Here is a 13449-nt window from a genome sequence, read left to right on the forward strand (position 1 = left end):
CATTGTCAACAGTATTTGGAAATCTTTTCATAAATGGACGCAAGTAATATAATGGGGAAAATGAAAATATGGGGGCAGGACATGCTTACAAAAAAGCAATTAATAGAAGATTTTAAAAGTATCGGAATAAAAGAGGGAATGGTGCTTGTCGTCCATACATCACTTCGAAACATTGGATTCATACAGGGCGGTCCGGAAGTGGTTATTGAAAGTTTACTAGAGATTTTAGGGGATGAAGGGACACTCGTCATGCCATCGATGACAAGTGGAGAAGAATTATATGATCCAAAAACAACACCTACAGAGTACATGGGGATTGTGGCTGAAACATTTTGGAGGATGCCTGGTGTACTAAGAAGTAATCATCCAAATAGTGCATTCGCGGCGTACGGAAAGCATGCGAATGAAATTGTTTCTGAACATCCAATAGATCAACCAGAAGGAATTAAAAGTCCAATCGGAAAAGTATTTCAGCTTGACGGAAGGATTCTTCTGCTCGGTGCTTCCCATGATTCCAATACTACGATCCATTTAGCGGAATCTTTAAATGAGGTACCATATAGAACATATTCTACAATGCTGTTTTCTAACGAAGGAAAGATAGAGGAAATTCAAGTTCCACTAATCAATCATTGCTGTCAAAATTTCAAAAAAATAGAGTCCCTTCTAAAAGAGAAAGGTTATCTTTCTGTACAAAAGATAGGAAATGGAATTTGCCAGTTCATGAAAGCAAGTGATGTCGTGGAAGTTGCAAGTATACAGTTAAAAAAGAACCCGTACTATTTTTTATGTGAAGATGATTGTGAAGAGTGTACAGAAGCTAGGGAGTATGTGATTGCAAAACGGTAAGTATGTGTAAAAATCTTAGGGGAAATTCGGTCCTCTTATTCCCTTAAGAACGATGATTCCCCTTTATTTATGTGAATGGAAAACTATTTATTGAATTAGTATTGATAAAGTGAAGGTTGATATTGGACGGGTCACGACCGAAAAAAGGATGTGTTTGACGCTGTTGCCGATTCAACTCGACATCAATGGCTCCTCTTTTGTTAGATACGGAAGAATTATCTCAATAAACTGTGTACATACAGTCAAAAGAAGTATCATTTATCGACTATTCCTAATACGATTGGAAAAAATAAAGAAGTCTTAATCACATTTATTTAAAGTACCATTCCTCCTAGCAAATTTCTAATTGGCTTGCCAATCCTTATAAACCCCGCATTTAGAAATTTTAACATGCTGAGTTTATAAATGGTGTTGACACGACACCAATTGGTGACATATAATAAAAGGGACACTAAAAGGTGTCCTATTGATTGGTAGTCATTTGGAAATTTTGAAACTTCAACAAGTTTTACTTAAAACAATTATGAGGAGGAAACAAATGAGTATGATTGTAAGTACTGAAACAACGGCGAAGGTAGGAACCCAGCCTCGAGGAAAAATGATTGCTTATTGGTCAGTCACATTACTACTCGCTTCAGCTATTACCTTAAGTGGCATCGGGCAACTGATGCTTTATGGGGGAAACGTTGAATTGGTTACGAATCTTGGTTACCCATTATACATCTTGACTATTCTCGGGATTTGGAAAATTCTTGGAGCCACCGCAGTAATCGTGCCAGGTTTACCTCGGCTTAAAGAATGGACTCACGCGGGTATCTTCTTTTTAATGACCGGTGCAGCTTTATCTCATGTGTTTGCTAACGATTATGGTGATTACGGGTTTAATATTATTCTTCCACTTTCATATGCTGCACTTAATATTGCCTCGTGGGCGTTACGTCCGAAGAGCCGCAAGCTTTAATAAGGTGGTGAAATTAAGGGCTGTCCTTTTTGCTGGGTTAAGATGGAACTGCTATCTACATTTCGAGTAAACTAGATTCAGTGCAGAAACAAAAACTCGCGATGGATCCATTGTGGGAGCTAAATATGCTTGGAAGAAAAATGGTGAACAACTTGAAAAAAGTATTGGCTGTAATATAAAAGGAGGAATGGAAAATGTCTTATATCGTTGATTTTAAAAATGTGTCTACGGTTGGTTTAGAGTCTTCACCGGTAGTAGATGCTCTTGCTGGTTTACGTGCTAATGAAGCCCGTTACTTTATGAACAAATACAAGCATGAATTTACAGTTGTACCCGCTAGCGAAAGCCAGGAGACCCTTGATTATGTGAACCGAATTTTGAAAGAAGAACGTGATATTGAGTTTGCGGCCAAACCTTTAGAAACATCTCGTTTTCAAATAGAAAATATCAAGATGGCCTACGTCTTTTATGAGGATGGTCTTGCGCTCAACGTCATGTATACGGTTGATGATCCTAAGAAGCGGGCTGTTGGTTTTAAGCTTTCTGAGGGGATGGAAGTACCAAAGGAGTTAGAAGGGAAGTTTAAGTTTGCCAGGCAGAAGTCTAAACTAGCTGGAACAATTCGGGGCTCGTTTTTTGTAATTAAAGGAGAATATTAAAGTAAGTAAAAGTACAAGTGTAGGAATCCAGTATTTTTTGTATTCAGTTATTCGTTAAAGGGCGCTATCCTCGAACAAGGATAAGCGCTTATTTTTCATTGTAGGACCATTTAGTGGGATACTTCGTAATAGATAATGCAACATACTTAAAGGAAATTTTAATTTTGTTGAAAAGATATTGAACTTTTCTTAATACATACATGAAACAGTAGTATCTAATAAGCAAGTCGCCAACGTTTTCGATTTAAAAGAAATCTGCTATTCATATTCCGTTCATATTCATTTCCTACAATAAGGCTGATCTTAAATAGTAGGAGATGAATGATATGCTTCGCCCATTTAGAAAACTAGTAAAATTTTCAAGCGGCTCGGTAGGAGCTAAAATTACGATTGCTTCCTGGCTTCTAGCAGTTTTGTTGATCAGTTTATTTGCGCCAGGTGCTAAGGAATATGCAGTTAATAGTAAAGAGGCAAGTGTAAGTGGCGACAGACCTTCGGAAATTGCCGATCATGTATTAAAAGAACAATTTTCCAATAATGACGGTATGTCTGCTCTTCTAGTTTTCCATCGTGACGGGAAAATTTCAAATGATGACCGTGAGAAAATAGCAGAACTAAGTGAGTGGCTATCTTCTGATGAAAAGCCTAATCAGATCATAAACTCATTGCCTTTTCACCAATTTCCGGCAAATGTTCAAGAAGAGATGTTTTCCAAAGATAGATCCACTCTTCTTTTTAATTTTTCACTTGAATCTGATTTGGATTCCGGTATCGTCCTTAAAACATTAGATCAAGTAAAGGAAAAGGTCGAAGCGATTGGGCTAGGTGGAATGCAATTTGAAATTACCGGCCCTGCCGGAATATCAGCTGATACCATTTCTTTGTTTAAAAATGCAGACATCGTATTGATGCTAGCAACAGTAGGACTAATTTTTGTGATATTAATTTTGATTTATCGCTCTCCATTACTTGCCATTACGCCACTTTTAATCGCAGGGATTGTATATGGAGTAGTGGATCGAATTTTAGGATTAGCCGGCAAATACGGTTGGTTCACTGTGGATAGTTCTGCGATTTCGATTATGCTCGTTCTGTTATTTGCTGTTTTAACAGATTATAGTTTGTTTGTTTTTTCAAGATATCTTGAGGAATTAAAAAAGCAAGAATCTAAATACGCTGCAATGGGGGAAGCCATCTTCCATGTTTCCGAACCTATTGTATTTAGTGGTGGAACTGTGTTTCTTGCAATGGTGACGTTATTTGTCACAGTGTTTCAACCATATAATCATTTCGCGCCTGTTTTTTCTGTTGCGGTTATCATGATTTTGCTTGCGGGACTAACACTCATTCCAAGTATTTTTGCTTTAATGGGGAGAAAAGCATTTTGGCCATTTGTGCCAAAGGTTGAAAGTGGAAGAGATGTAAAAGCAGGAATATGGAATAAAGTTAGTAAGCAAGTCATGAAACGTCCTGCCATCCTAGCTGGCACCCTTCTCATCATTTTGTTGATTGGGGCCTTTAACTTTTCATCAATAAAGTATTCTTTTAACCTATTAGAATCATTTCCTGAGGACATGCCCTCAAGACAAGGATTTGAGCTCTTAGAGAAAAATTATCCGGCAGGGCAATTGGCTCCTGTAAATATCGTGCTGCAATCAAAAAAAGAATTTGAGTTAAATGATGAGTTTTTCGCCAATATAAACAATCTTGTTGAAAAATTAGAAGGTCAAAAAGGTGTTAGTTCTGTTACTCCTGTCATAACAGATCAAAGCAACTTGCCTCGGAATTTTTTATCTAAATCGGAAAAAGCGATTCGAGTACAGCTAATTTTGGAAGATAACCCATATGAAACGGGCGCGCTCAACACTGTTCAAAAGTTGCGTGATTCAACGGTCAATCTATTAAAGGATAGTGGTTTTTCTACGAAAGACGTAAAAATGCATATTGCAGGACAAACAGCGAAGCAAGTGGATGTAAGACAAATGAATCAACGAGATATGATTGTGTTATTTTCACTTGTGACGATTTTACTCACATTCATCCTTGGTTTTCAAACGAAATCCGTGGTAATGCCAATCTTAATGATGGCGACAATATTACTGTCATACTTTTCGACACTCGGCTTTGGCTGGTGGATTTTTCATCATGTAATGGACTTTGATGCAATTAGCTACCGTCTGCCTGTGTACACGTTTGTTTTCATGGTAGCACTTGGAATCGACTATAATATCATGCTCGTTTCTCGAATACGTGAAGAGTCACAAAGTCTTCCTTGGAAAGAGGCTGTTGGAAAAGGTGTTGCTTTAACAGGTGGGGTGATTTCTTCAGCGGGACTCATATTGGCTGCAACATTTGCGGTCTTAATGACACAACCTTTGCAGGAATTATTTTTATTTGGTTTTACGATGGCAATGGGGATTTTGCTGGATACGTTTTTAATTCGAGGAATTTTCTTGCCGTCCATACTAATTTTGACACATAAGGACAAGAAGCAAGAAATAAACATTGATGTTGAATCATAAAATGAATAAATATGTGCGCGCTTAAGGAGGGGGAGCATGTTCAATAGTGTATTGCTTGAAGGACAACTAGAGTGGAACCTCCCGTTATTATTCATTCTCGCAATGATTGCTATTTTATATGCTCTCTTTCTGAACCATTACACCGAAATCAAAATTTATCATGTACGACCGGTTCTTTTTTTCATTAGTATTTGTCTATTTTACGTTGTGATCGGAAGTCCATTATCTGTCATTAGCCATCTATCCTTTAGTTTTCATATGATTCAAATGAGTATCCTTTATTTTATTGTTCCGCCGTTGTTTTTACTTGGAATTCCAGTTAAGTTTAAGGTGAAAGTTTCATCGTATTTTGCCTTAATTTTATTTGCCTCTTTGTTTTTTCTCTATCATTTGCCAATTGTCTTGCAAACTCTGTATCAATTTTCCTATTTACACAAAGGGTATACCTCATTCCTATTTGCTTTAGCTATTCTCATGTGGTGGCCGATTGTAAAGATGAAGGATAAACGCTTTGCTGTATTAAGTGGATTGCTTTTAACTCCCGCGTGCTTATTGTTTGTCATAAATGGCTTGAGGGGAGGAATAGCGAATCCATTTTTACAGGGGCTAATGTTAAGTCTTTGTTTGCCGGAGAATTTAAATGTGGCTGATTTATTTGCCTTTAAAATCAATCCAAGATTTGATCAGATTGCAGGTGGAGTGATTATGATGGGCATGCATAAATTTGGACTCATGCTTATCTCTCATTTCAGTCACCATCTTTGATTTCTATTAATAATCGAGTACATTTAAAAGAAAAAGGAAGTCCTATTTATGCATACACCTATTTTAATCGTAGACGATGACCCACATATTCGAGAATTATTACGCCTATATTTACAGAACGAGCGTTTCGCGGTCGTGGAAGCGGCGGATGGAACTGAAGCATCTAAACTGCTTGAAACAGAACAAATCAATTTGGCAATTGTTGATGTGATGATGCCTGGCAAAAATGGCTGGGAATTATGTGAGGAAATTCGCAAGTATTATGATATTCCCGTCATATTGCTTACAGCTAGGGGAGAAATGGAAGATAAGGCGAAAGGGTTTTTATCTGGCACCGATGATTATGTTTTAAAACCATTTGAACCAGAAGAGCTCCTTTTCCGGATTCGCGCCTTGCTTCGACGATATCAAATGGTATCAGATAATATTATTACAATGAACGAGACTGTGATTGACCGTAATAACTTTGAGGTAAAGATAGGAGGTCGCAGCATCATTTTGCCACTTAAAGAATTTCAACTACTTGCCCAGCTTGCGAGCCAACCAGACCGGATGTACACGAGGGACCAACTTATTCAACTTATATGGGGAATGGATTTTGAAGGGGATTGTCGAACGGTCGATGTTCATATCAAAAGGCTGCGTGAGCGTTTTCGTGATGTAACGGATGATTTTCAAATTATTACGATTCGTGGTCTAGGATATAAATTAGAGGTTAAAAGCGAATGAAGACACTATATGTACGGATTGTTTTAACCTTTATGTTGGTTGCGCTCGTTAGCGGCATTATTGCCTTTTTATTTTCGAATCTTTATTACCACGTAAAACTTAAAGAATATAACGAGGAAAAAATAAAAGAAATGGCAAATGAAATTGTTTATCTTTATGAAAATTCGGATGGGATGAAGATTCAAGATTTCTTAACGAGTGTGGCCAATATGAATTTCCAGTTATACTTGGTCGATCAACATATGGTCGGACACCAGTTTGGAGATCGATTTCGTCAATATGAATTGGATAAGTCTATCATTCAATCAGTATTGGATGGTCGAACATACCATGGAATTAGTACGTTTAAAAGCAATCTTTTTGTGACGGGCTTTTTTAAAGATGACCTAAAAAATAGTATTGGTGTTCCAATAAAGGTCGATGGTGTAACGGAAGCATTATTTGTCCGTCCGAATGTAGAAAAGCAGTTTGGCGAAATGCGGATTGTTTTTAGTTTAATATTGGGATTAACGTTTTTTATTAGCATGCTGTTAATTGTTGTTTCCGCAACTTTTCTCGTTCGACCTATTAAAAGGTTAACTAAAGCGACGAGGAAAGTTGCGAGTGGAAATTATGATTTTACACTAGATAGTCATCGTTCAGATGAAATTGGTGCCTTAGCGAAGGATTTTGAACGAATGGCAAAGTCTTTAAAAAAATTGGATGAAATGCGCCAAGAATTTGTTTCGAATGTATCGCATGAAATTCAATCACCGCTCACTTCCATCCAAGGATTTTCAAAAGCGATTCGTTCGAAAGTAGTAAGTGAGGAAGAAGCGGAACGTTACTTGGAGATTATCGAGAAAGAGACAAGCCGTTTGTCTTCTCTTAGTAAACAATTGTTGATGCTTTCCTCACTTGACAAGGAAGTGAAGGCTGTTAATAAGGAGACCTTCCGTCTTGATGAACAAATTAGGGAAGTCGTATTGCTTACAGAATGGGAGTGGAGTAAAAAAAGTTTGCGGATTGAGCTGGATTTGCCGGAACTCGTGATTGAAGCAGATAAGCAATTACTGTTTCAAATTTGGATTAACCTGCTTACAAATAGTATTAAATTCACTGGAAATCATGGTTCAATTTACGTAAATGCTGCAGTGGATGAGGATATTATTGTAACCGTTCGTGACACCGGGATTGGAATAGCAGAAGAAGAACTGCAACAAATATTTGACCGCTTTTATATGGGAGACAAATCTAGAAATAGAACAAAATCAGGCAGTGGTCTTGGGTTATCGGTTGTGAAGAAAATTATTGAACTTCATGAAGGAACAATTAGTGTGCAAAGTGAAATTGGAAAAGGGACGGAATTTACGGTGAGACTACCACGATAGGAAAAAGAAAAACGAAAGACTTCTTGATTGAGGTCCTTCGTTTTTTTAGTTTAAAACCTAAAACTTACGACAAAGATAACCGCTAAAACCAATAAAACTGAGACGAGCATCATTGTAATGTACGTATTAATACTTCCTGGATGAGTGATGACACTTCCTTCTTTTTCAAGGGTGTTCAATTTTTTTACGACCCTGCGTCCAAATATACTAACAGCAATAATCGTAAAGAGGACTGTCACACCGCCAATGCGTTCCATAAATTCCAAATAGAAGGGCTTTGACGAATCTCCGAAATTCATCGCAATCATCATGAAGATACCACTAAGTAAAACGAAAAATGCACTAGGATGAACAAGTGTATTCACTACCCTCGTCATTTTTTTAACAATCGTAGATAGCTCTTTTGAACCAAGATGTTTTTTTATCATGATTAATATTATGGTCACAGCCAAAAGGGAACCTACCCAAATCGAAATCCCTGCTAAGTGTAAGAATAACCAATATTTAAACATTCAAATCTCCTCCTTGATATGAGTATAGGAGTCGTATATGAACAACAGATGAACAGTAGGTTACAAAAGAGAGTGCGAATCTTATATAAACTGTTTAATGTTAAACTTTGCACTCTCCAAACGGCTAGCGAAGAAGGTTTTCGCAAAATTGAACGAACAATCGTACAGTAACACTCCTTTTGCACATGGACCTGTTTTTAGCGAGACCGTTATAGAGTTAGATGATTTTAATAGAATGGAGAAACTTCTAATCGGAACTGAGGAATTATCAAAAATTAATTAAGATTGTTTTTATCTATATTGGCAAAAAAGTCGCAATAATATAGTAAACTAGGTATAAACGTTTAAAACCTGCAAGGAGGGGAAGAGCAACATGCTAAGTAAATCAGTAATTGAGGATGTCATATCCGCAGCACTGTCAACAGGTGGGGATTTTGCTGAAGTGTTTGCGGAAGATCGTTTTTCAAAGTCTTTAGTTCTTCAAGACGGTAAAATTGAAAAGAGTAATTCTGGAAGGGATGCTGGGGTAGGCATTCGCGTCTTTAATGGTCTCCAAAGTGTTTATGCGTATACGACCGACTTTTCAAAAGAAGGGCTCATAAAAGCAGCTAAAAACGCAGCGCATGCCATTCAAGCTGATGTAAGACATATTTCAGCTGCACTTCAACAGGAAACGATCGAACCATTACATAAGATTATTCAAATGCCACGAACGATTGAAAATGTACGTAAAGTAAATGTTATGAAAAAAGCATATGATATTGCAAAAAATTATCACTCTAGTATTGCGCAAGCAACCGTTACTTTACTAGATCATGAACAGAATGTTTTAATTGCAAACTCGGAAGGGAAATTCGTAGAGGATAAACGGGTAAGGAGTCGTTTAGCCATTCAAGCGATTGCTTCTGATGGAAAGCAAATGCAGCCAGGCTATTATGGACCAGGAGCATATCAAGGCTATGAATTTTTTGAAAATCTAGACCTGGAACATTATGCCGGAGAAGCGGCACGAATCGCTGTGACGATGCTTCACGCCGAAGAATGTCCAAGCGGAAAATTCCCTGTCATTATCGACAACGAATTTGGTGGAGTTATTTTTCATGAAGCTTGTGGACATGGGTTAGAAGCGACTGCTGTTGCAAAAAATAACTCTGTTTTTGCGAATCGAATTGGCGAGAAAGTGGCACCTGATATTGTAACATATATCGATGATGGAACACTTGCTAATGAGTGGGGTTCTCTTAATATTGACGATGAAGGTGAGAAAACTCGTAAAAATGTTCTCATCGAAAATGGCATTTTAAAAGGGTATTTGATTGATAAATTTAACGGACGTCGTATGGGAATGGAAGCTACTGGATCCAGCAGACGTGAATCATATCGATTTAATCCAACATCGAGGATGACTAATACATTTATCGCTCCTGGAAAATCAACTCCGGAAGAAATTATAGCTTCTACGGAGCGCGGTCTCTACGCGAAATATATGGGTGGCGGACAAGTTAATACTGCAACAGGAGATTATAACTTCGCTATTATGGAAGCGTATATGGTCGAAAACGGAAAAATCGGTGCGCCTGTAAAAGGAGCTACACTTATCGGGAATGGACCAAAAACCCTTCAGCTTGTTGATATGGTTGGAAATAATTTGGCTCATGGAGCGGGAATGTGCGGATCTGTGAGTGGCAGTCTTCCGGTAAATGTTGGCCAGCCAATGATACGTGTTAGTGAAATAACCGTTGGCGGAACGAAGGGAGAGTAAATCATGAAGATTGAAAAATTCCAGGAAATGTTATTGGGAAATGGGCTTGCACATGGTTTTGAAGACATGGAAATTTATTATGAAAAATCAAAGCGTTTTGCTTGCGATGTATATAAAGGTGAATTGGATCATTATGAAACAGCTGAAGATGGGGGTTTATCCTTTAGAGGTATCTTCAATGGGAAAATGGGTTACGCCTATACGGAAAAATTTGACCATGAATCCATTTCTTTTTTACTTGAAAGTGCAAAAGCAAATGCTGAAATCATAGAAGAAGAAGAGCAGGATGATATTTTCGAAGGCAGTGATGAATATGAAGAAAGAAATTTTTATTCAGAAAGCCTTGATGAAGTCTCAATTCCTGACAAAATAGACTTATTAAAGAAAGTAGAGCGTAAAATCTTCGATTACGATCCACGGATTGCCTCCCTTAATTATTGTAAACTGATTGATCAATCAAAGGAGAGGCTGCTTGCTAACAGTAAAGGCTTAGTGCTCCATGATCGTATGAACTTTCTTGGGGTCGTTTTGTCCGTTGTAGTAAAACAAGGTGACGAAACAAAAAGTGGGTTTACGGTAAAAATTACGAAAGGTTTTTCCAAGTTAAATGTGGATGAAATTGCGAAAGAGGCTGCAGAAGAAGCACTTTCGTATTTAGGAGAACAGTCGATTCCAAGTAAAAAATATCCGATAATATTACGCAAAGAAGCAGCAGCAAACCTTCTCGATACATTCACCACAGTATTTTCGGCAGAAGTTGCTCAAAAAGGCCGTTCGTTGCTAAAAGATAAGGTAGGAGAAAAAATCGCAGCTGAAACCCTGACAATCGTAGATGATCCATTCTATGAAGAAGGCTTTGCAAGTCGTATTTTTGATGGGGAAGGGGTGGCATCAAAATTATGTACGGTCGTTGAAAATGGTACATTAAATACCCTCCTTCACAATCGCAAAACGGCGAAAAAAGCAGGGGTGGAAACAACGGGTCATGCCTACAAGTCTTCATATAAAGGGACTCTTGTTATTGCACCATCCAATTTTTATATTAAGCCAGGAGAAAAATCTTATGATGAATTAATCGAATCCCAAAAAGAAGCGGTTATAGTAACAAAGCTTTCTGGCTTGCATTCTGGAGCCGATACGGTTTCTGGTGATTTCTCTGTTGCAGCCAATGGCTTTTATGTAAAGGATGGGAAAGTTGAAACACCAGTAAAACAAATGACGATTGCAGGAAACTTATTCGAATTACTTAAAGATATTCAAGAAATTGGGTCAGATTTATATGTATCATCGAGCGGGATTGGTTCACCGTCGTTGCTGTTGAAGGAATTGTCGGTGACGGTGGAGTAAATGTAAAAATTCTCGAAAAAATGATATGGCCCACAATCTAACGAATCTTTTCGTTTGAAAAACAACGAAATAGGATAGGAAGTCGTCTTCGATTTCCTATCCTATTCGTACTTAAACTTTATTTGATTGTCGTACCATTCTATTATAGTTAACACGATTCGATTCTCGGATAACTCATTTGTACTGTCAAATGGCAAGAATCAATTCCCGGATAACCCTTTTCAATTTTCGGATAACAGGTTTATTTCCCACATAAACCTTCCCCATTGTCGGATTGTTAAACTGATTAACTCTAACTTGTTAAAATAAAGTTAAGGCATCGTAGATAGGAGTGAGATGTTTTGGAAAATAGTAAGGAAAAGAAGTTGCCATTCATAATGTGGTTAAGCGCTGTGATAGGCGCGTTCATCTTTTTTTTCATTGCCAAAGTTATTTGGGAAGATGTTCATTTGTCACTATTAGTTATTCTTTTATTAATGGGCTTCTTTATAAATTTGCTCATATCATTATTTTTTCAAAAGAAAAAGATTCCTAATAATGATGCTATCCATTAAACGCTTGGTAGAGTGAACTGCCCCCCGTCAAGTAGACAGTGGAAATAAATAAAACACATTAGGCGGCTTTAGCCCTATATTCTAAGGGGCTAAGGCCGTTTAATCCTTTTTGTAATCTTTCATGATTATAAAACTGTATGTATTTTTCGATATCTTTTTTCAATTCCTCAAACGTACTATATTTGTTTAAATAAAACTTCTCGCATTTTATGGTTCCCCAAAATCCCTCCATTGGTCCATTATCAATGCATCGTCCTACTCTAGACATACTTTGTATCATATCTGCTTTCTCAACCTTCTTTTTAAATGCCGGGGAAGTATATTGATACCCTCGATCACTGTGGAGAAGAGGGGTGGCATTCGGGTTAGCCTCCATCGCTAAATCCAATGTCTTAAAAACCAACGGATTATTATTAGAAGTCCCAATCATATAACTCACAATGGAGCCATCGTATAAATCTAAAATTGCACTCAAATAAGCCTTTTGAGAAGCTCCGTATTTCATTTCAGTCACATCAGTCAGCCATTTTTCATTTGGCTTCTCCGCATTAAACTCCCTGTTTAATAGGTTTTCAGCGACATATTGTGGAGTGCTAGGTTTATACTTCTTGCGTTTACGTCGAATAACCGACTGGATACCGGCAATCTTCATTATTCGATACGCACGCTTATGGTTAATAGGTTTAGATAGTTTACGATTCAGGTTCATCGTCATACGGCGATATCCATATATGCAGTCCACTTTCTCATATAAACACCTTATCTCCTTCAGAATTTCCTCATTTCTCTTTTCATTCTTGGAAGGAGTGTGACGAAGCCACTTATAGTAGGAAGAACGTGCAATTCTAGCAATCTGGCATAATAGCGCAATGGAGATATTTTCTTCCACATGTAGTTCCTGTATGGCCAAATATTCATCGGCTAAGCGAACCTGGCTTAATGACGCTTTTTTAAACGCCTCCTTTCGATCTCCTCCAACTTTTTTAAGAATGCATTTTCTGCCCGAAGACGTTCATTTTCCTGCTCCAATCGCTTCATTTCACGTCGGAATTTCTCCTCAGGGGTTAACTCTGACTCTGCCTTAGTGCGGCCACGCTTATCTTTAAGACCATCTTCTCCTTCTTTCTCGAACTTCTTTACCCATTGATACACTTGTTGATATGAAACCGTGAAAAGCTCTGATGCCTGATGATAATTTTTTCCGTTTTTAAGACAATACTTAACAATTTCCAAACGTTCTTCAAGTGTAGTGGAACGACCTTTAATCATAGAGTTACTCTCCCTTTGCGTCTCTATTAAATCTCTATGATTATTATAATTGTTTATCCACTGTCTCAACACTGATGTGCTAGATAATTCATATTTGTGTACAATCCCCATTAAAGAATCGTTCCCAGAAAGGTAATCCAGAACAGCTGC

Annotated in this window: 14 protein-coding genes; 11 read left to right on the plus strand and 3 right to left on the minus strand. The window is 37.7% G+C overall.

Annotation, left to right across the window (positions count from 1 at the left end; all coding sequences use genetic code 11):
- Positions 1-81: 81 nt before the first annotated feature.
- The 7 genes from KHA97_RS18195 to KHA97_RS18225 all read left to right on the plus strand — a co-directional run bounded on the left by KHA97_RS18195 (position 82) and on the right by KHA97_RS18225 (position 7855).
- Positions 82-849, plus strand: coding sequence for an AAC(3) family N-acetyltransferase (locus KHA97_RS18195; RefSeq protein WP_213126186.1), 768 nt, complete (start codon positions 82-84; stop codon positions 847-849).
- A gap of 538 nt (positions 850-1387) precedes the next feature.
- Entirely contained in the window at positions 1388-1810 is a 423-nt protein-coding gene (locus tag KHA97_RS18200) for a DoxX family protein (RefSeq protein WP_213126187.1), read from the plus strand.
- Between the two features lie 194 nt (positions 1811-2004).
- Positions 2005-2469: a phage tail protein gene (locus KHA97_RS18205; RefSeq protein WP_213126188.1), complete on the plus strand. Its 465-nt coding sequence runs from the start codon at positions 2005-2007 to the stop codon at positions 2467-2469.
- 326 nt (positions 2470-2795) lie between these two features.
- Entirely contained in the window at positions 2796-4991 is a 2196-nt protein-coding gene (locus KHA97_RS18210; protein ID WP_213126189.1) for an MMPL family transporter, read from the plus strand.
- A gap of 36 nt (positions 4992-5027) precedes the next feature.
- Entirely contained in the window at positions 5028-5756 is a 729-nt protein-coding gene (locus KHA97_RS18215; protein ID WP_213126190.1) for a cytochrome c oxidase assembly protein, read from the plus strand.
- A gap of 48 nt (positions 5757-5804) precedes the next feature.
- The gene (locus KHA97_RS18220) at positions 5805-6485 is read left to right on the plus strand and encodes a response regulator transcription factor (RefSeq protein WP_213126191.1); all 681 of its coding nucleotides are present in this window, start codon (positions 5805-5807) and stop codon (positions 6483-6485) included.
- Positions 6482-7855 (plus strand): sensor histidine kinase, encoded by a 1374-nt coding sequence (locus KHA97_RS18225; protein ID WP_213126192.1) that lies wholly within the window; start codon positions 6482-6484, stop codon positions 7853-7855. The genes KHA97_RS18220 and KHA97_RS18225 overlap by 4 nt, the downstream gene beginning before the upstream one ends.
- A gap of 50 nt (positions 7856-7905) precedes the next feature.
- Here the strand turns inward: KHA97_RS18225 and KHA97_RS18230 are convergent, their stop codons facing one another.
- Positions 7906-8367, minus strand: coding sequence for a hypothetical protein (locus KHA97_RS18230; RefSeq protein ID WP_213126193.1), 462 nt, complete (start codon positions 8365-8367; stop codon positions 7906-7908).
- Between the two features lie 148 nt (positions 8368-8515).
- On the opposite strand from KHA97_RS18230, the gene KHA97_RS24320 reads away from it, so the two are divergent.
- The 4 genes from KHA97_RS24320 (at position 8516) to KHA97_RS18245 (ending at position 12030) form a co-directional block, all read left to right on the plus strand.
- Positions 8516-8650 (plus strand): hypothetical protein, encoded by a 135-nt coding sequence (locus tag KHA97_RS24320; protein WP_267912451.1) that lies wholly within the window; start codon positions 8516-8518, stop codon positions 8648-8650.
- Between the two features lie 90 nt (positions 8651-8740).
- Positions 8741-10129: a TldD/PmbA family protein gene (locus tag KHA97_RS18235; RefSeq protein WP_213126194.1), complete on the plus strand. Its 1389-nt coding sequence runs from the start codon at positions 8741-8743 to the stop codon at positions 10127-10129.
- A 3-nt stretch (positions 10130-10132) separates the two neighbouring features.
- On the plus strand, positions 10133-11476 hold the full coding sequence (locus tag KHA97_RS18240; RefSeq protein ID WP_213126195.1) for a TldD/PmbA family protein: 1344 nt from the start codon (positions 10133-10135) through the stop codon (positions 11474-11476).
- Positions 11477-11817: 341 nt separating this feature from the next.
- Positions 11818-12030, plus strand: a complete 213-nt coding sequence (locus tag KHA97_RS18245; protein ID WP_213126196.1) for a hypothetical protein — start codon at positions 11818-11820, stop codon at positions 12028-12030.
- 58 nt (positions 12031-12088) lie between these two features.
- On the opposite strand, the gene KHA97_RS18250 is transcribed toward KHA97_RS18245, so the two are convergent.
- Together KHA97_RS18250 and KHA97_RS18255 are read right to left on the minus strand one after the other, a co-directional pair.
- The gene (locus tag KHA97_RS18250) at positions 12089-12940 is read right to left on the minus strand and encodes an IS3 family transposase (protein ID WP_233713619.1); all 852 of its coding nucleotides are present in this window, start codon (positions 12938-12940) and stop codon (positions 12089-12091) included.
- Between the two features lie 26 nt (positions 12941-12966).
- A partial coding sequence (locus tag KHA97_RS18255; protein ID WP_213126197.1) for a helix-turn-helix domain-containing protein occupies positions 12967-13449 on the minus strand: 483 nt, incomplete at its 5' end.

It is taken from the genome of Lederbergia citri (assembly GCF_018343625.1).
Lineage (GTDB): Bacteria > Bacillota > Bacilli > Bacillales > Bacillaceae_C > Lederbergia > Lederbergia citri.